Source organism: Aliarcobacter butzleri, assembly GCF_900187115.1.
Lineage (GTDB): Bacteria > Campylobacterota > Campylobacteria > Campylobacterales > Arcobacteraceae > Aliarcobacter > Aliarcobacter butzleri.
Window position 1 is genome coordinate 2,214,985 of the sequence record NZ_LT906455.1, and the last position, 18,924, is coordinate 2,233,908.

Sequence of the window (18,924 nt, forward strand, 5' to 3'; positions counted from 1 at the left end):
TAAGATATATTAATTAATAAAATAACTAAAATTAATATCATTAATATATCTTCTGGATTATTACCTTGACTTACTTAAACTCTCATTGTATCTTTTATACCAATATTCTGATTCTTTTTGACTTTTTTCAACACAATCACCATGTGCATACATATCACTTAATTTTTTCAATGATTTATAAAAATTATAATCTATTGTGTGATTAAGAAATGATAATGCTTTAGAGCAATTTTTTCTTTCAAGCCACATTTCAGCACGTTCATATGTACTATTTAATATTACTCGTTCTTTTGTTTTTTCACTTATATCAACTAAACTTTTGTTTTTTTCTAATTTTGTTTTTAATTCTTTTTCTTCATCTTCTGTAACATTTCTTATGCTATTTATATATTCAAAACCTAGAAAACCATTCTTTATTCCGATTGTAACAAAAGAGAAATCATCAAAGCTATTATATATTTTGCTTGATACTTGTAATTTTTCTACTTTATAGTTTTTATAATTGTTTACATATAAATAATAAGTTATTGGTCCTTTTCCAGCAGAATTTTTATTCTTTTGTAAAATTTAAACAGAAAAAGATATTGGCTTAGATATATCATATTTATAATTTATATGATTTATTATACTTGAGAAAATAAATATTAATCCCAAATAACTAAATAAAATTAATCCAAATAATACTTTAATTATTGATGAAAAAATACCAATTAAATATAATATAGTAAGAAGATATATAAAAATAAATACACTTGAGATTTTAAAACTAACTTTTAGCAATTCCCAATTTTCTACTACATGGACTGTATCTAAACTAAAAATTAAAATAGTCCCTAAAAAGAACAATGAAATACTTATTGAATAAAGGATAGATAATCTAAACAGAAATCTTTTATCAGAGTTTAATCTATTACTAATTTCTTCATTTTTCTTAAAAACTCTGAAAATCCCACTTTTTTGATATACCTTAAAAAAAATATATATCAAAATTAAAAAAAGAGTTAAATATCCAAATATATACAAAAAATTCATACTACAAAAAATCTTTTTTTAAATGATTGCCAAAAACAATAAAATTTATAAATTACTTCATCAAGTACTATTTTAAGGGGAAATAAGAACTGAAAAATATCATCAGGATTATTTTTCATAAACTCTGAAATGATACTTTTCTTAGTTGCCATAGTTAGATTAAACTTTCATTATCAAATTTTAATGTACATATTATCACTTTTTAATGTCCATTCTCATTTTTTAGTATTTGTGACAAATATATTTAAGTTCAAATGTATAATATCTAAAGCTGCAGGTGTAACACCCGATATGAGGCTAGCATTAAAAATCGTAGGTGGTCTATGTTTTTCAAGCTTTTCTACAACTTCATTTGAAAGACCAGGAAGTCCTTTATAACTAAAACTTTCAGGAATAGTTGCTTTTAACATTTTTTTCATTTTTTCTATTTGTTTTTGTTGTTTTTGAATATATCTATAATATTTCGCTTCAATAATTATCTGTTCTTTTAAATAATTATCAAGGTGTGCAAAACTTGGAACAAGTTTTTCAAATTTGAAAATATCAATACTATTTCTTCCAATCAAATCTACAAGTAAAACTCTGTCATTGATTTTCTCTTCACCAATACTTTCAAGAAGTTCTAAAGTCTCTTTTTTAGAAGTCATCCATTCATTTGCCATAAATTCAATAGCTTCTTCAATGGTTTTTCTTTTGTTTTCAACTTTTTTTATAGTTTCATCATCTATCAAACCAAACTTGTGTCCATATTGACTTAATCTTAAATCAGCATTTTCTTCTCTCAAAAGAAGTCTATATTCAGCCCTACTTGTAAACATTCTATATGGTTCATTTGTACCTTTTGTTACTAAATCGTCGATTAAAACTCCAATATAAGCTTCATCACGTCTAAGAATAAAAGGCTCTTTTTCATCTATTGATAAACAGGCATTTATTCCAGCAATTAACCCTTGAGCTGCTGCTTCTTCATAACCTGTTGTAGCATTGATTTGCCCTGCATGATATAAATTTTTAATTTTTTTAGTTTCAAGAGTATGTTTTAATTCAGTTGGATCAACATAATCATATTCAATAGCATATCCATATCTAATAATTTTTGCATTTTCCAATCCTTTTACAGAATGAATCATAGCTTTTTGTACATCAATTGGAAGAGAACTTGACATACCATTTATATAGTATTCTGTACACATTGCAGTTTGTGGTTCTAAGAATAATTGATGTCTATCACGCTCAGCAAATCTATTCACTTTATCTTCAATACTTGGACAATATCTAGGTCCCAATCCCTCAATCTGACCTGTAAAAAGTGGTGCTCTATAAAAATTTGAAGATATTATTTCGTGAGTTTTTTCATTCGTATAAGTTATATAACATGGAAATTGTGTTGGAGCAAAATCTGACTTATTAGTTCTAAATGAAAACGGAGCAGGATTTACATCACCTCCGTGCATATCCATTACTGAAAAATCAATAGAGTTTGCATCAAGACGAGAAGGTGTTCCTGTTTTTAATCTTCCAACTCTTAAACCTAACTCTTTTAGTTGAGTTGATAAAGTTGTTGAAGGTAATTCCCAAGCACGACCAGCTTCATATTTATTTTCACCTATATGAACAAGTCCTCTCATAAATGTACCTGTTGTTAAAACAACTTTTTTTGCAATAAATTCTTCAGTTAATTTTGTTTTTACTCCACAAACTTCATTATCATTTTTTACTAAAAGTGCAGTAACTTCATCTTGATAAACTTCTAAATTAGGAGTATTATGACAAACTTTTCTCATATATTCTCTATATTTATCCATATCAATTTGAGCTCGACTTCCTTGAACAGCTGCTCCTTTAGAAGCATTTAAAATTCTAAATTGAATTCCTGTATTATCAGTACAAAGCCCCATTTCTCCACCGATAGCATCAAGTTCTCTAACTAAATGACCTTTTGCTAAACCTCCAATTGCAGGGTTACAACTTGCTGCTCCTATTTGCTCTACTAACATCGTAATTAATAGAGTTTTTTTGCCCATTCTTGCACTTGCAAGTGATGCTTCAATTCCAGCATGTCCACCACCTACAACAATTACATCATAATTCATTTTATTCCTTTTGAATAAGAGAAAATTTGTTTGAATTTTTTATAAATCAACTGTTTCTTTATAAGATTTTATTTAAGTAAGTTAAAATTAGCTTCTTAACAATTTTTCGATATTATATCTAAAATTTGAAAAAAGGTTTTTTAAGTGTTTACAGGACTTATAAGAGAGATGGCAAAAGTTGTTAGTTTTAAAAACAATTTTTTAACTTTAAAAGCAAAATACCATCCAAAAATTGGAGATTCTATTGCAATCAATGGAGCTTGTTTAACAGTTGTAAAAATTACAAATGAAACTTTTACAGTTGAACTTTCACCTGAATCTCAAAAAATCCTAGCAATGGAAAACTACAAAAATGAAGTTCATATCGAACCAGCTATGATGATGGGAGATAGATTTGAAGGTCATATTGTTCAAGGTCACGTAGATTGTTTAGGCACAGTAAAAACAATAAAACAAAATGGAAATTCAACTGATTTTTTTATTAGTTTACCAAAAGAGTACTCGAAATATATCATTCCAAAAGGAAGTGTCACAATAGATGGAGTTTCACTTACAGTAAATGAAGTTTTAAAAGATGAATTTAGACTTACTATTATTCCTCATACGATAGAAAATACTCTTTTTAAAAACTATAAAATAGGAACAAAAGTAAATCTTGAAACAGATATGTTTGCAAGATATATTTATAATATGTTTAAAAATAAAAAAGATAATCTTTCTTGGGGAGATGTTGATAGAATAATGGCTAGTTATTGAATCTTTTGATGACTTTGCATTATTAATTGCTCTTGTTGATAATTGTCATTATATATATAAAAATATTTCTTTTTCAAGGCATTTACATAAGGTTTAATCGTTGCTACTTTCATATTAGCTTGTTCAGATACTTCCAAAACTTTTCCAACTTTTAATCCTTCAAAAAAGATATTATCCATTCCTGAAGTTATAACTTCATCACCTATATTTATATCAGACCAAATTGGAATAAATTTAACTTTTAATTCATCAGTACCTGCTCCAGCAGTTGTAACAATTCCTGGACTTCTTGCTTCTCCTACAAATACAGCATAAGTACAATCTTTATTACCATTTAATAATCCAACTGATTTTCCATTTCTATTTACTGCTATTCCTGCTGCAAAATTTTCAGAAATTAAACCCAAAATTTTTTCATCTTGAGGAGTTTTATCCAACCAAACTCTCGTAAAATCATTAAAATCAACATAAGATAAAACTTTTACTAATTCAATTTGTGGTTTAACTTCTGGGATTTCTACATGAATTAAAAACTCTTTTAAAGTATTAAGTTGAGTTTCTACAGTATTATAAAGAATTTTGTACTCTTTTAATTCTAAATTTTGTGTTTCAAGTTCTTTAATCTTTTTTTCATGTTCAAGATGTTTTTTGAAAAATTCAGAAGCTTCGATATATTTTTCAACATACATACTTTTTAGATTTGAAAAAAATGTAAAATGTTTAACCAAAAGTTCATCTACCTCGAAAAGGTAAGATAAACTTAAAGCCACAAAAAGAAAAATAAATAAAAGATGTTTCATTTAATTATTGAGAGTTTTTCATATCGTTTATTACTTTTAATAACTCTGGTTCGTCAAGAACTTGACTTGTTCCATAAGCTACTGATAATAAAGGCTCATCTGCAATTTTTACTGGAATTTTTACAATTTCTGCTAAATACGTATCAATTCCTCTAATTAAAGCTCCACCACCAGTTATAATAATTCCATTATCAACAATATCTCCTGCTAAATCTGGTGGCATATTTTCTAAAACACTTCTAATAGCTGAAGCTATCTCTTTTAAAGGTTCTTTTATAGCGATTCTAACACCTTCACTTCCAAGTTCAATAGTAGATAAGAATCCAGAGTGATCTCTTCCTTTTACTTTCATTTTTAATTCAGTATCAAGTTTAACTGCTGTTCCAATCTCAATTTTTATAGTTTCAGCTGCTCTTTCTCCAATAAATAGATTATAATTTTGTCTTACATACTCAACTATTGATCTATCTATTTTATCTCCAGCAACTTTAATTGATTTGCATAAAACAAGTCCACCTAAAGAAGTAACTCCAATCTCAGTTGTTCCTCCACCGATGTCAACTACTACATAACCAGCAGGATCAGAAACTGGAATTCCTGCACCAATTGCTGCTGCCATTGGCTCTTCAACTAAAAATACCTCTCTAGCTCCTGCGCTCATTGCTGATTCTTCAACTGCTTTTTTCTCAACTTGAGTGATTCCATAAGGGATACAGATAATTACTCTTGGTCTAACAAAAGATTTTCTTGAATGCGCTTTTTCAATAAAATATCTAATCATTCTTTCAGTCATTTCAAAGTCTGCAATAACTCCATCTTGCATAGGACGAACTGCTTGAATATTTAAAGGAGTTTTTCCTATCATTCTTTTTGCTTCTTGTCCTACTGCTAAGATTCTATCTTTACCTTGTCTATCAGTTTGTACTGCAACTACTGATGGTTCATTTATAATGATACCTTTTCCTTTTATTGAAACTATCGTATTTGCTGTTCCTAAATCTATTGCCATATCATTTGAAAAAAGACCTATTATTTTATCTAAAATCATTTTCTATCCTTTGTTATTTACTATTTTTGGTTCTTGAGTTTTTTCAACAACTTCTTTTGTAATTACTACTGTTTTATTTTTATATTTTGGAAGATCAAACATAATATCAAGCATAATGTCCTCTAAAATTGACCTTAATCCTCTTGCTCCTGTTTTTCTAACAATTGCAAGTTTTGCCAACTCTTTTAAAGCATCTTTTTCAAATTCTAAAACTACATTATCTAACTCAAAAAGTTTAACATATTGTTTGATTAGAGCATTTTTAGGTTCAGTTAAAATATGAACCATATCATCTTGTGTTATTTCATTTAAAGTAGCAATCATATGTAATCTTCCAATCAATTCTGGAATAAGTCCATATTTTACTAAATCATCAGTTTCTACTTTAGATATGATTTTATCTTCGTTGTTTTTTGATTTTTTATCTTGATTAAATCCAAGAACATTAGCACCTTGTTTTTTCTTAATAATATCTTCAAGTCCATCAAAAGCACCACCACAAATAAATAAAATATTTGTTGTATCAACTTGAAGAGCTTCTTGTCCTGGATGTTTTCTTCCACCTTTTGGTGGTACATTTACAACAGCACCTTCAACTATTTTAAGAAGTGCTTGTTGAACACCTTCTCCAGATACATCTCTAGTGATACTTCTATTTTCACTCATTCTTGCAATTTTATCAACTTCGTCAATAAAAATTATTCCTCGTTCAGCTTTTTTTATATCGCCATTTGCAGCTTGAACAAGTCTTGTTACTACATTTTCAACATCATCACCAACATAACCAGCTTCAGTTAAACTTGTAGCATCTGCAATTGCTAAAGGAACATCTAAATATTTTGAAATAGTTTGTGCTAAAAGAGTTTTTCCAGAACCTGTTGGTCCGATTAATAAAACATTTGATTTATTTAATTCAATATCATCATTAATCTCTTTTTGTCTAAAGATTCTTTTATAATGATTATAAACAGCAACAGATAAAACTTTTTTTGCTCTTTCTTGACCAATTACATATTCATCTAAAATATTTTTTAGTTCTTGTGGAGTCTTTATTTTTATCTCTTTTAACTCTTCGTCTTTTTTATCATTCTCAGTAATAATATTACCATTCATTATATCGTGAGCTGCATTTACGCAAGATTTACATATACAAGCATTATCACCAGTAATTACTGGATTATCTTTTGTATCTGTTGCTCCACAAAAATCACATATTAATTTACTCATTTTTTATTATCTACTTTCTATTAAAAGGAATTCCTCTTTTTGTATTTAATACAAAACTAGCTAATTCTTTTACATATTTATTTTTATCATTATCAAGTAGTTCACGTGCTACATCTTGTAAAGGTTTTCCTACTTCAAAAAGTTCTCTATAGGCATGTTTTATAGCATCAATATCTTCTCTATTATCAAATCTTCTTCTAAGCCCTGTTAGATTTAAGCCTCTAAGAACTGCTTTATTTCCTTCTGCTAAACAAAATGGTGGTATATCTTGAGCAACAGCACTTGCTCCTCCAATCATTACTTGAGTTCCAATTTTACAAAATTGATGAATAGGAGTTAATCCACCAACAACTACAAAATCATCACACTCAACATGACCAGCTAAAGTTGCACCATTTGCAAAAATACAATTATCTCCAATTATACAATCATGTGCAACATGAACATAACCCATAAATAAGTTATTACTTCCAATTTTTGTTACACTTCCTCCACCAATTGTTCCTGGATTAAATAAAGTATATTCTCTGATTTTATTATTATCCCCAATAATTAATTCAACATCTTCACCATTGAATTTTAAATCTTGAGGAATTGTTCCGATACTTGCATGAGAAAAAATGTGATTATTTTTACCAATAGTTGTTTTACCATCAATTAGTGTATGAGAATCAATTATTGTTCCATCACCAATTTTTACATTTTTACCAATAATTGTAAATGCACCAATAGTGATATTATCACCTAAAATTGCACCTTCTTCAATTATTGCTGTTTTGTGAATATTGTTCATTTATTTAGCCTATTTATCTACTATCATAGCTTTAAATTCGGCTTCTGCTGTAAGTTTCCCATCAACATAAGCTTTTCCTTCAAGTACCATCAATGTACTTTTCATTTTAACCGCTGTTAATTCATAATCTAATCTATCTCCAGGACGAACTGGATTTCTAAATTTTGCATTATCAATACTCATAAAATAAATTACTTTTTCTTTCATCTCTTCGTCTGTTAAATCAGAACTTTTTAGAGCTAAAACACCACCACATTGAGCCATTCCTTCTAAAATTAAAACACCAGGATAAATTGGATGTCCAGGGAAATGTCCTTGAAAAGCTGGTTCTGAAATAGAAATATTTTTATAACCTTTAATAGATTTTTTTACTTCCATATCTGTAATTCTATCCACAAGTAGTAACGGGTATCTATGAGGTAGAATCTCTTGAATTTGCATAATATCTAACATACAATAATTCCTTTTTCAATTGTTCTTACTAATAAAGAACTATATTATTATTTAACTATATTTTATTAAAATGGTAGCTATTATATCTAAAAAAGTATTAGTTTTTTATAATCTGCGCCATATTTTGTGAGCTTCCATTTTTTAAATACTCTCTTAAGAGTTTAGAATTGTTGAAAAACTGTTCTTTATTGAGAGTATTATAATCATTAAATAGATTCTCTACAGTAACGTTTTCTTGTAAGAATTCACTATGTAGTGGCTCTTTACCCATTTTTTCAAAAAATATATTTGCAAGTCCAACAAAATTTAGTTTTACAAATAATTTACCTATAAAAAAATCAAATCTTTTTGCAATGTATGAAAGAGTAAATGGTGTTCCAATAAGTGCAGCTTCTAAAGTTGCTGTTCCACTACAAATAAAAGCATATTCCGCTTCTAATAAACTTTCATGTGCATTTCTTGAAATTGAAAATTCATTAATATCTCCATAAATCTTTTTGATATATTCATCATCAAATTTTGATGGAATTATCAGAATATACTCTTTATTTGGGATTTTTTTGACTAACTCTTTGAAAATAGGAAGTAAATTTGTAATTTCTGTTTTTCTACTTCCTGGCATAAAGGCTATTTTATTTGTTTCTATAAATGTTGTTTTGAACTCCTTTATTTCATCTAAAAGCGGATGTCCTACATAAGTGATTTTATTTTTATCATTATAAATTTCACTCTCAAAAGGAATGATTGAGCAAAGTTTTGAACAATAAGCTTCAAGTTTTTTCACTCTTCCTTTTTTCCAAGCCCAAGCTTGAGGTAGAATATAATAGATTATTTCTTTGTTAGGATAAGTTTCTCTTAATTTTTTTGCCAAAGGAAGATTAAAACCTGAGCTATCCATCAATAAGACTTTATCACAATCACAAGCAAGTTCAACTAACTCATCACGAAGACGGAAAAAAAATCTTAATTTTTTTAAAGCATCAACAAATCCCATAATTGCTAGAGTTGTCAAATCATAAAGTGGATTTCCAAGTTCTTTATCAAAAACTCCAATAAGTTCAATATCATCATCTAAATATTTTTTTAGCTCTTTTAAATGAATATTTGATGAAGTTTCCATAGCACAAACTAATAGTTTCATATGATTTCTTCCTTTATATCTTCGTAAGTTTGTGAATCTATTTCTATCTCATATTTTTCATCAATGATTTCATCAAGAACTATTACACTACTTAAATCATATGAATTTTTAACTATTTTGTTTCTAATTTCTAACTCTTTTTGAAAACTTAAAGGTTTGTATAAAAGTTCTAAAACATTTTTAAAATTGCTATTTGAAAGTGAATTAAAAGTTTGAATATCGATTATTTTTACTTCATCACGATTTAGATAATTTATTCCATCTTTTTCATATTCTACTCTTCCATTTGTAGCTTTTTTGCTTAAAGTTGAATAACACATAATATATGAAGGAACAACTTTTTTTGCAACACTTACTTTACCACTTAAAAGTCTATAGTTTAAAAATCTCTGTTTTATAAGTTTATACTTTTCTCCTGAATCTTCTAAATCGTTTCTTCTTTGATAAAGTTCAAGTCTTTCTTCTATTGATTCAGGCATTATTTGATTTGAAATTGGATTAAACATCTCATCCATAATCTTTTTTTGAATCTCTCTTTGAGCACTTAATCCAAACAGACAACCACAATAATTTTGTCTATATAAAGAGTTTTCCTTTACACGTTCTCCTTGAACAACTCCACCATTTCCACTTCTATAATCTCTAAATATAAAATCTACACCAGTTTCTTGTGTCAATTTCTCACCAATTTTTTCTAATTTTTCTTGAGATTTTTTTGGAGAAATTAAAAGCGAAGTTGTAAATTTATCATGTCCAAGTTCTATTGCTTTTTGAACACTAACATCAAGTCGATCATCATAACAAACAGTACATCTATCACCTTTTTCAGGAAGATGTTCCATCCCTTTTACTTTTTTTAACCACTCTTCAAGGTTATATGGACCTTCAAGTAATGGAATTCCTAACTTTTTACATGAGTATTCTACATCTAAATATCTAAGTCTATATTCACTATAAGGATGAATATTAGGGTCATAAAAGTAACCAACTAATTTTTCATCGGGAAATTCTTCTTGTATTTTTTCTAAAAAATAGTGACTATCAACTGCACAACAAATATGTACTAACAAAAAATTTTCCTTTTAAATATATTTTTATTTTAGTTATAATTATAGTCAAAAGTTTTAAAACAAAGGATTAGCTATCAAAAGTTTATATATTACAATTATTTCTATATTTTTATTTACAGGTTGTTTTAGTACAAATGAGCCGCAACTTACTTCAAGTGCTACTATTTTATTTAAAACTCCACAAATGAAGTTTTATGATAAAGGGTTTATTTTCAAATACAATGATTACACACAAGTTCAAGTTTTTAGTGCAGGAACTGCTATTTTAGATATGAAAATATATGATGATAAAGTTTGTAGAAGTACTTTTAAATGTCAAGATTTAAAAACATTTAATAAAGAAAATTTATCAGCTACTTATCCTGATAATTTCTTAAAAGAGTTATTTGAAAGAAATGAAAAAGAGGTTGTTTTTAGAGATAAAACAAATGATATTTTAATAAAAATATTAAGGGATTGATGTAAAACCTAGAGTCTTCTAAGTTTTGCATAACCTTTTTTAATCAATTTTATAAGTGGTGCTCGATAAGAACTAAATACATATTTTTTAATCTCATAAGCCAATCTTCCTTTAACTGTTAATATCCCATAAATATCACCAGCTGCGTATTGTCCACCAAGGGCAATTAAAATCCCATCAAGTTTTGGATCACATTTTTCTAAAGATTTATTTGCAATCATATTTAAAACATTTCTTCCAGCATTTGTACCGCTAATTCTTGCAATTGTTACATTTGGAGGCATAATCTCACCTTTTAAATTTCTAACCTCAGCCATATCACCAATAGCAAAAATATTTTCATATTTATCAGTTTGCATAAATTCATTTACTACAATTTGACCTTTTGCATTTTTCGAAACATCTTCTAATTCTGAAGTTATTGTTGAAGCTTCAACTCCTCCTGTAAAAATTACAAAAGAGTGGCTTACTTTTGTTCCATTTGAGAAATAGCAATATCCATCTTCAACTTTTTGAAGTTTTGTATTTGTAATAATATTTATTCCCAAGTTTTTCAATCTTTCTTGTGAAATATTTATTAACTCTTGTTTTAATCCAGGAAGAATAGAAACAGAACTACTAATCAAAGAAATTTTTAGATTATCACAACTAAAATTTCCTCTTTTGAAAAATTTATTTGAATAATATGCCATTTCAGCTGCTATTTCAACTCCTGAAAGTCCAGCTCCTACAACTACAATATGTGTATCTGCACACTCTTTTGCTTCATTTTTTATTTTTTCAAAAAGTTGTCTTTCAAAACTTTGTTTAAAAGTGATTGCTCTATGAAGTTTTTTTATATCATCTGCGTTATTAAGACCTGGAATAGTTGGAGGGAAAAAAGTTCTTGTTCCTGCTGCCATAATCAAATAATCAAATTCAACTATTTCTTGTTCTTCTGTGTAAATCTTTTTTGCACGTTGGTCTATTTTTCTCACTTTTAGATTTTTAAACTCTAAATAATTATGATTAAATCCTCTGCATAAAGTTGTTAAATCGATAGTTACATCAGCAAACGTAGATTTATTTGCTATTAAATCATAAACTTCTGGTTGCAAGTTATGATAAGTATGTTTATCAATTAAAGTTATTTTAATATTTTTATTTTTTATTAATTCTCTTAATGCGTAAATTCCCGCATATCCACCACCAATAATTACTACCTTTTCCATATAAAATTGACCTTTTGTAAATATATATTTTGTACAATAAAATTTTTTGTATTGTTTTAAATAGTAATTCTATACTTAGCCATTTTAGGATAATATAAAAGCTTAAAAAAAGTATAAGAAAAAATCTACTAATGTTTATAAATGTTACTTTTAAATAAGATAATAAAAATTTATAAAAATAAACTCATAAATAATAGGAATTATAATGAAATACATAGGAGCACATGTAAGTGCAAGTGGTGGAGTTTTTAATGCTCCAATAAATGCTACTCAAATAGGAGCAAAAGCTTTTGCTCTTTTTACAAAAAACCAAAGACAATGGAGTGCAAAAGCACTTGATAATAAAACAATAGATTTATGGTTTAAAGAGTTAGAAAAATCAAAAATAGAACCAAAACATATTTTGCCTCATGACTCGTATTTGATAAACTTAGGGCATCCAGATAGTGATGCAAGAGAAAAATCTATTGAAAGTTTTTTAGATGAAGTACAAAGATGTGAAATTTTAGCTTTAGATAGACTAAATTTTCATCCAGGAAGTCATTTACGAAAAATAAGTGAAGAAGAGTGTTTAGATAATATTGCTGAATCAATGAATAGAGTAATAGATAAAACAAGTGGTGTAAAACTTGTGATTGAAAATACAGCAGGTCAAGGAAGTAATCTTGGATATAAATTTGAACATTTAGCTTATATTATAGATAAAATCGAGGATAAAAGCCGTGTGGGAGTATGTATTGATACCTGTCATATGTTCACTGCTGGTTATGATATTAGAACACGAGAAGCTTATGATAAAACTTGGAATGAATTTGAAAAAATCGTAGGCTTTAAATACTTAAGTGGAATGCATATAAATGACTCAAAACCAGAGCTTGGTAGTCGTGTTGATAGACATGATAGTTTAGGCTGTGGAAAAATTGGTTGGGATGCTTTTGAATTTATAATGAATGATAAAAGAATGAATGATATTCCTCTAGTTTTAGAAACAATTGATGAATCTATTTGGGCAGAAGAGATAAAAACTTTATATAATTTTATTAAATAATAAAGAAAATAGATTTAATCTATTTTCTCATTGCCACCCAAAGAAGTATATAAACTTACCCTATTTATCAAATCACTTAATTTTGTATCTATTAAGGCTCTTTGTGAGTCAAAAAACTTTTTTTGTGAAATTAATACATTTAAATAATTTCCTATCCCATATTTGTAAGAGTTTAATGCTACTTCATAACTTTTTTTTGCCGTATTTACTAAATCCTCTTGTGCATTTAATTGTTCATTTATATTTGCTCTTTCAACCAAAGCATCAGATACATCTTTAAATGCTGTTTGTATAGTTTTTTCATATTGAGCAAGAGCTATTTTTTGTTGTGCATTTGCATAATCTAAATTTGCTATATTTTCTCCACCTTTAAAAATAGGCAAATTTATACTTGGAATAAAAGACCATACAGTTTGATTATTTCCACTAAATAATGAACTCAAAGAGTTACTCGCTAAACCATAATCAGCTGTTAAAGTAATTGAAGGGAAAAATGCAGCTCGTGCTGCTCCTATATTTGCATTTTTTGCTTTTAAATTATATTCTGCTTGTATAATATCAGGACGTGAATATAAAACTTTTGATGAAATACCAGCTTGTATTAACATCAAACTATTTTCAGTATCTTTAAAACTAGTTGGTAATAAATTTTCAGGAATAGTTGTTGATACTAATAACTCTAACATATTTTTATTTTTCTCAACAACTGTTTTATAGTTCAATAAAGTAACTTCTGCTTCTTTTAAACTTGTTTTTGAACTAAGAACATCATCAATTAAAATAATTCCCATATCAAATTTTTTTTGCGTTAATTGTGTTGATAATTTTAAATTTGCAATACTATCTTCTAATATTTTTAAATGTTCAATATTTGAAGAAAGAGTATTCCATGTATTAATAATTTCTGATATCAAACTAATTTTTGTTGAAGTTGCTGCATATTTTGTAGCTAAATAACTCTCTAATGCCGAATCATTTAAACTTCTTGTTTTTCCAAATAAATCAAGTTCATAAGAAGCTCCAAATTTAGCAGAATACGTACGAGAAGTTTCTGTATTATTGTTAGATGTAACATCTCTTGCATTTGTATTACTTGCTTTTGCATCAATCGATGGGAAATATTTTGCCTTTTCTACTCTATAAGTAGCTCTTGCTGATTCTATATTTAAAATTGCTATTTTTAAGTCTTTATTATTTTCAAGTGCTATTTTAATCAATTCTTTTAATTTATCATTTTTTACAAAATTTTCCCAATTTGGTTGCATATACTCTAAATTACTATTTTTGTCTAGACTGTTTTTTAGTTCTGTTGGTATTACTGAATCATTATATTCAATTTCTGGCTTTAAACTACAACCTGAAAAGATAAAAATACTTATTAATATAAATAAAAGTTTAAACATTTTTTATACCTTTTTGTTCTTTTTTCCTTGAAAGCTTCGCTTGTTCACTCTGATTTGCAAATATTTTTTTAATCAAAATAAATAAAAGTGGCACATAAAATATTGCTAAAATAGTTGCTGTTAGAGTTCCTCCAATAATTCCAGTACCTATTGAAATTCTACTATTTGCTCCAGCTCCAGTTGAAATTGCTAAAGGAATAACTCCAGCAATAAAAGCCAATGAAGTCATAATTATTGGTCTAAATCTTAAACTTGCTCCTTGAATTGCGGATTTAACTAATGGTTTTCCATTTTTATAAGCATTTTCAATAAATTCTACAATTAAAATTGCATTTTTAGATACAAGACCAACTGTGGTTAAAAGTGCAACTTGAAAATATACATCATTATTTAATTCCCTAAAATAAACTGCTATAACTGCGCCAATAATTCCTAATGGAACAGCTAATAGTACAGATATTGGAATACTCCAACTTTCATATAAGGCAGCTAAACACAAAAATATCACTATCAAAGATAAACTATATAAATAAATTGCTTGTCCCCCTGATAATTTTTCTTGATAAGATAAGCCACTCCAAGAGTAATTAGTATCTTTATTATTAGCTTTAGCTAACTTTTCCATTTCATCCATAGCAGTTCCAGAACTTATCCCATAACCAGCTTGTCCTTGAAATAAATATGAAGCTAAACCATTATATCTTGTCAGTGATTTTTCAGCTGGTTCCCAAGATATTTTAGTAAATTCTTCAAAAGAGACCATTTTATTTTCTTTATTTCTAACATTCCATAAATATAAATCTTCTGGTTTTGCTCTATATTGTGCATCAGCTTGTATATAAACTCTTTTTACTCTTGATCTATCAATAAAATCATTTACATAAGTTCCTGCCCAAGCAGAACTTAATGTATTATCAATATCTTCATAAGATAAACCTAATGAATATATCTTCTTTTTATCATAATCAAGTTTGATTTGAGGTGTTTCTTCTGTTCCTTCAACTCTTGCGCCAACTATTATTTCACTTGATTTTAGTGTTTCTAATAAAGAATCTTTTGCTTTAAGTAACTCTTCTCTTGACATTTTTGCTCCAGCTTGCAACTGAAACTCAAAACCATCTGAATTTCCAAGCCCTGGAATAGAAGATGGATTCATCACATAAACTTCTGCATCTCTAATAAAATATTCTGAACTGCTATCAGAAAAAACTATCATTGCTCTTTGAGCAATTTCATCTGCTTTATTTTCTTTACCAGCTCTTTCTTTCCAATTTTTTAACTCAATGAAACCTAAACCACCATTTTGTCCATTTCCAGTAAATGTAAATCCAACAATAGTAAATATTGAATTAACATTGTTTTTTTCCTCTTTTAAAAAATAATCTCTTATTATTTTTTCAACATTTTCAGAACGAGTTGCACTAGCTCCAACTGGAAGAGTAAATTGAATCATCAAATCACCTTGGTCTTCTGATGGTACAAATCCTGTTGGTAACTTTAAGAAAAATAAAATCGTTACAGCTATTATTACAATATAAGCAGTCATCCATTTTAGAGGTCTATTTATAAAATTAAAAATACTCATTTTATATTTTCTTGTCAAACTATCAAACTTATTATTGAACCATACAATAGGACCTGTTTGTTTTTCACTAGGACTGTGAGGTTTTAAAAATGTTGCACAAATTGCAGGAGATAAAGTAATTGCTACAATAACTGACAATAACATAGAAGATATAATTGTAACAGCGAATTGTTTATATATAATTCCAGTTGAACCACTAAAAAATATCATTGGTAAAAATACAACCGAAAGAACAGTAGCAACACCAATCAAAGCACTTGTTATTTCACTCATTGCAATAATAGTTGCTTCTTTCGCACAAAGATTTTTTTCTTTCATATTTCTTTCAACATTTTCAACTACAACAATAGCATCATCAACTAATAAACCGATGGATAATACCATAGCAAACATTGTCAATGAGTTTATAGAAAATCCTAAAAAATTTAAAATAGCAAATGTTCCAAGCAATACAACAGGTACAGCAATAGCAGGAATTATAGTTGCTCTCCAACTATTTAAAAAAACGAACATCACAATAACTACTAAAAATATTGCCTCAAAAAGTGTTTTTACAACTTCTTTTATAGATTCTTCGACAAAAATAGTTGTATCATATGGATATGAAATTTTATAACCACTTGGCAAATAACTCTCAAATGAAGATATGTACTCTTTAACTTTTTTAGCTGTTTCTATGGCATTTGCACCAGATGATAACTTTATACCTATACCACTTGCTTGATAACCATTTAATTTTGATATAAATGAATAATCTTGACTTCCAATCTCTACTTTTGCAACATCAGATAAAAGTACATTAGATCCAGCATTATTACTTTTTATAACAATATTTTCGAACTCTCTTACATTCTCTAATTTTGTTCTTGATACAACATCTGCATTTAACTCTTGACCATTTAAGTGTGGTCTTGCTCCAATACTTCCTCCTGATGCTTGAGTATTTTGTATTGTAACTTCTTTATTTATATCAGATGGCATTAAATTATATGATTTTAATTTTTTAGGGTCTAGCCAAATTCTCATTGCATATTCTGCACCAAAAAGTTCAACTCCTCCAACACCATCTACTCTTGCAAGTCCATCTTTTAAATTACTAATCATATAATCTGAAATATCATTTTCGCTAGATTTTCCTAATTCATCATGAATAGAAAGTATCATTAAATAGTCAGTTTGAGCTTTTACAACACTAACTCCTTCTTTTCTAACATCTTCAGGAAGCCTTGGTAAAATTTGTTGTACTTTATTATTTACTTGAACTTGAGCAATATCAGGATCAATTCCTTTTTCAAATACAACATTTATTGTTGAAGTACTTGAACCACTTGTTGAAGAAAAATATAATAAACCATCTAATCCTCTTAACTCTTGTTCTATAATTTGAGTAATACTATTTTCAATAGCCTTAGCTGTTGCTCCTGAGTAAGTAGCCCTTATTTCAATAGTTGGAGGAGCAATATCAGGATATTGTTCTACTGCTAAATTTTTTATAGAAAGTATTCCTAACAGCATTATAATCAATGATATAACCCAAGCAAAAATAGGATGATTTATAAAAAAACGAGCTATCATTTTATTTCTTCTTTTAAGCTATTTATATATAAATTATTAACATCTTTTGGAATAACAATACTTTTTTCATTTATTTTACCCAAGCCTTCAATTATAATTTTATCTGTTTGAGTAATACCATCTGTTACAAGCCATTTATTATCTATTGCTCTTATTACTGTTATATTTTTTGTTTGTATCGTATTATCTTTTTGAATAGTTGTAACAATATAATTTGATTTTGCATCTAAAGTAACAGCTTGCTGAGGAACTAAAAAGGCATTTTGTTTACCACTTTCAACTATTGTATTTACAAACATATTATCCAAAAGTTCTCCATCTGGATTTGGAAATTCTGCTCTTAAAGTTACATATCCCGTATCTTCATCAACTGATATTTCTTGAAGTTTAAGTTTTCCAGTATGTTTATATACAGTATCATCAGGTAAAATAATATTTACATCTATATCATTTTCTTTTATACTATCTTTATTTAATCTTTTTAATTTAAATAATTGATTATTAGACTGACTTAGATCTACATAAACTTTAGTTGTATCTCTTATTGTAGTTAATGCATTTGTTTGATTTTGAGAGACTAATGATCCAACAGTATAATTTGATATTCCAATAAATCCTGAAACTTGTGCTTTTATTTTTGTTCTATCTAAATTGATTTTGGCACTTTTTACTAAAGCTTTATTTTGTTCAACTAAAGCAATTGCTTGTAAATAAGCAGCTTTGGCATCATCTGCTTCTTGTTTAGATATAACATCAAACTTTACAGACTCTTCATATCTCTCATTTTTTAGTTTTAGTGTAATCAAGTTTGCTTCTGAACTTTTTAATGTTGCTAAAGCTTCTTCATAAATAGCTTGATATGAATCTGGATCAATTACATATAAAATATCACCTTTCTTTACAAAACTTCCTTCTTTAAAAAGTTGCTCTTTTATGATTCCGTCAATTTGAGGTCTAACTTCTGATTTATAAATAGCTTTTATTCTTCCTGATAACTCTTGTTGTAATGGAACTTCTTCACTTTTTAGTGTTATATATCCTACTTCAATCTGCTGTATTTCAGAAGAAATATCATTATTATTCTCATTATTGCACCCAAAAAATAAACTAACTAATAAAAATAAAAATATTTTTTTTAAGTAAAAAGACATTATTTAACCTTTATAATAATACATACGTATGTATTTAATACTCAGAATACTATTTAAAGATAAATTAAATCTTAATTA

The 18,924-nt window shown here is 27.6% G+C and carries 16 protein-coding genes; 3 read left to right on the top strand and 13 right to left on the bottom strand.

Features of this window, described 5'->3' with window-relative positions:
* Nucleotides 1-60: 60 nt before the first annotated feature.
* Nucleotides 61-249 carry a hypothetical protein gene (locus CKV87_RS11030; RefSeq protein ID WP_041645023.1) on the bottom strand — a complete coding sequence of 63 codons (189 nt, stop codon included), beginning with the start codon at nt 247-249 and terminating at the stop codon, nt 61-63.
* A gap of 998 nt (nt 250-1,247) precedes the next feature.
* The gene (mnmG, locus tag CKV87_RS11040; RefSeq protein WP_012148060.1) at nt 1,248-3,125 is read right to left on the bottom strand and encodes a tRNA uridine-5-carboxymethylaminomethyl(34) synthesis enzyme MnmG; all 1,878 of its coding nucleotides are present in this window, start codon (nt 3,123-3,125) and stop codon (nt 1,248-1,250) included.
* 144 nt (nt 3,126-3,269) lie between these two features.
* Here mnmG and ribE point away from each other — a divergent pair, with 144 nt between their 5' ends.
* Nucleotides 3,270-3,881: a riboflavin synthase gene (gene ribE, locus CKV87_RS11045; protein ID WP_012148061.1), complete on the top strand. Its 612-nt coding sequence runs from the start codon at nt 3,270-3,272 to the stop codon at nt 3,879-3,881.
* Here the strand turns inward: ribE and mreC are convergent.
* The 7 genes from mreC to CKV87_RS11080 all read right to left on the bottom strand — a co-directional run bounded on the left by mreC (nt 3,875) and on the right by CKV87_RS11080 (nt 10,413).
* The gene (mreC, locus tag CKV87_RS11050; protein ID WP_012148062.1) at nt 3,875-4,681 is read right to left on the bottom strand and encodes a rod shape-determining protein MreC; all 807 of its coding nucleotides are present in this window, start codon (nt 4,679-4,681) and stop codon (nt 3,875-3,877) included. The genes ribE and mreC overlap by 7 nt on opposite strands.
* A 4-nt stretch (nt 4,682-4,685) precedes the next feature.
* Nucleotides 4,686-5,729 (bottom strand): rod shape-determining protein, encoded by a 1,044-nt coding sequence (locus CKV87_RS11055; RefSeq protein ID WP_004511099.1) that lies wholly within the window; start codon nt 5,727-5,729, stop codon nt 4,686-4,688.
* A gap of 3 nt (nt 5,730-5,732) precedes the next feature.
* Nucleotides 5,733-6,956 (bottom strand): ATP-dependent Clp protease ATP-binding subunit ClpX, encoded by a 1,224-nt coding sequence (clpX, locus tag CKV87_RS11060; protein WP_012148063.1) that lies wholly within the window; start codon nt 6,954-6,956, stop codon nt 5,733-5,735.
* A gap of 10 nt (nt 6,957-6,966) precedes the next feature.
* Nucleotides 6,967-7,749: an acyl-ACP--UDP-N-acetylglucosamine O-acyltransferase gene (lpxA, locus tag CKV87_RS11065; protein ID WP_012148064.1), complete on the bottom strand. Its 783-nt coding sequence runs from the start codon at nt 7,747-7,749 to the stop codon at nt 6,967-6,969.
* A 9-nt stretch (nt 7,750-7,758) separates the two neighbouring features.
* Entirely contained in the window at nt 7,759-8,202 is a 444-nt protein-coding gene (gene fabZ, locus CKV87_RS11070) for a 3-hydroxyacyl-ACP dehydratase FabZ (RefSeq protein ID WP_012148065.1), read from the bottom strand.
* Between the two features lie 97 nt (nt 8,203-8,299).
* A complete protein-coding gene (lpxB, locus tag CKV87_RS11075; RefSeq protein WP_012148066.1) occupies nt 8,300-9,343 on the bottom strand; it encodes a lipid-A-disaccharide synthase in 1,044 nt (347 codons plus the stop codon).
* Complete coding sequence (locus CKV87_RS11080; protein WP_012148067.1) at nt 9,340-10,413, bottom strand: epoxyqueuosine reductase QueH; 1,074 nt, start codon at nt 10,411-10,413, stop codon at nt 9,340-9,342. The genes lpxB and CKV87_RS11080 overlap by 4 nt, the downstream gene beginning before the upstream one ends.
* A 184-nt stretch (nt 10,414-10,597) precedes the next feature.
* Between CKV87_RS11080 and CKV87_RS11085 the strand changes: the two genes are divergently transcribed.
* Nucleotides 10,598-10,873, top strand: a complete 276-nt coding sequence (locus CKV87_RS11085; protein WP_004511107.1) for a hypothetical protein — start codon at nt 10,598-10,600, stop codon at nt 10,871-10,873.
* An 8-nt stretch (nt 10,874-10,881) separates the two neighbouring features.
* Here CKV87_RS11085 and CKV87_RS11090 read toward each other — a convergent pair whose 3' ends face one another.
* The gene (locus tag CKV87_RS11090) at nt 10,882-12,084 is read right to left on the bottom strand and encodes an NAD(P)/FAD-dependent oxidoreductase (protein WP_012148068.1); all 1,203 of its coding nucleotides are present in this window, start codon (nt 12,082-12,084) and stop codon (nt 10,882-10,884) included.
* A 205-nt stretch (nt 12,085-12,289) separates the two neighbouring features.
* On the opposite strand from CKV87_RS11090, the gene nfo reads away from it, so the two are divergent.
* Nucleotides 12,290-13,132 carry a deoxyribonuclease IV gene (gene nfo / locus CKV87_RS11095; protein WP_012148069.1) on the top strand — a complete coding sequence of 281 codons (843 nt, stop codon included), beginning with the start codon at nt 12,290-12,292 and terminating at the stop codon, nt 13,130-13,132.
* 14 nt (nt 13,133-13,146) lie between these two features.
* On the opposite strand, the gene CKV87_RS11100 is transcribed toward nfo, so the two are convergent.
* The 3 genes from CKV87_RS11100 to CKV87_RS11110 are packed head-to-tail and all read right to left on the bottom strand — an operon-like array spanning nt 13,147 to nt 18,846.
* Entirely contained in the window at nt 13,147-14,535 is a 1,389-nt protein-coding gene (locus tag CKV87_RS11100; RefSeq protein WP_012148070.1) for an efflux transporter outer membrane subunit, read from the bottom strand.
* Nucleotides 14,528-17,695, bottom strand: a complete 3,168-nt coding sequence (locus tag CKV87_RS11105) for an efflux RND transporter permease subunit (RefSeq protein WP_012148071.1) — start codon at nt 17,693-17,695, stop codon at nt 14,528-14,530. Before CKV87_RS11105 ends, CKV87_RS11100 begins: the two co-directional genes overlap by 8 nt.
* A complete protein-coding gene (locus CKV87_RS11110) occupies nt 17,692-18,846 on the bottom strand; it encodes an efflux RND transporter periplasmic adaptor subunit (protein WP_012148072.1) in 1,155 nt (384 codons plus the stop codon). Before CKV87_RS11110 ends, CKV87_RS11105 begins: the two co-directional genes overlap by 4 nt.
* Nucleotides 18,847-18,924: the final 78 nt, after the last annotated feature.

What these genes read in the sequence shown, in the direction of transcription:
- CKV87_RS11030 (WP_041645023.1), bottom strand. Translation starts at nt 249, where the DNA reads ATGTGGCTTGAAAGAAAAAATTGCTCTAAAGCATTATCATTTCTTAAT.
- mnmG (WP_012148060.1), bottom strand. Translation starts at nt 3,125, where the DNA reads ATGAATTATGATGTAATTGTTGTAGGTGGTGGACATGCTGGAATTGAA.
- mreC (WP_012148062.1), bottom strand. Translation starts at nt 4,681, where the DNA reads ATGAAACATCTTTTATTTATTTTTCTTTTTGTGGCTTTAAGTTTATCT.
- CKV87_RS11055 (WP_004511099.1), bottom strand. Translation starts at nt 5,729, where the DNA reads ATGATTTTAGATAAAATAATAGGTCTTTTTTCAAATGATATGGCAATA.
- clpX (WP_012148063.1), bottom strand. Translation starts at nt 6,956, where the DNA reads ATGAGTAAATTAATATGTGATTTTTGTGGAGCAACAGATACAAAAGAT.
- lpxA (WP_012148064.1), bottom strand. Translation starts at nt 7,749, where the DNA reads ATGAACAATATTCACAAAACAGCAATAATTGAAGAAGGTGCAATTTTA.
- fabZ (WP_012148065.1), bottom strand. Translation starts at nt 8,202, where the DNA reads ATGTTAGATATTATGCAAATTCAAGAGATTCTACCTCATAGATACCCG.
- lpxB (WP_012148066.1), bottom strand. Translation starts at nt 9,343, where the DNA reads ATGAAACTATTAGTTTGTGCTATGGAAACTTCATCAAATATTCATTTA.
- CKV87_RS11085 (WP_004511107.1), top strand. Translation starts at nt 10,598, where the DNA reads ATGAAGTTTTATGATAAAGGGTTTATTTTCAAATACAATGATTACACA.
- CKV87_RS11090 (WP_012148068.1), bottom strand. Translation starts at nt 12,084, where the DNA reads ATGGAAAAGGTAGTAATTATTGGTGGTGGATATGCGGGAATTTACGCA.
- nfo (WP_012148069.1), top strand. Translation starts at nt 12,290, where the DNA reads ATGAAATACATAGGAGCACATGTAAGTGCAAGTGGTGGAGTTTTTAAT.
- CKV87_RS11100 (WP_012148070.1), bottom strand. Translation starts at nt 14,535, where the DNA reads ATGTTTAAACTTTTATTTATATTAATAAGTATTTTTATCTTTTCAGGT.
- CKV87_RS11105 (WP_012148071.1), bottom strand. Translation starts at nt 17,695, where the DNA reads ATGATAGCTCGTTTTTTTATAAATCATCCTATTTTTGCTTGGGTTATA.
- CKV87_RS11110 (WP_012148072.1), bottom strand. Translation starts at nt 18,846, where the DNA reads ATGTCTTTTTACTTAAAAAAAATATTTTTATTTTTATTAGTTAGTTTA.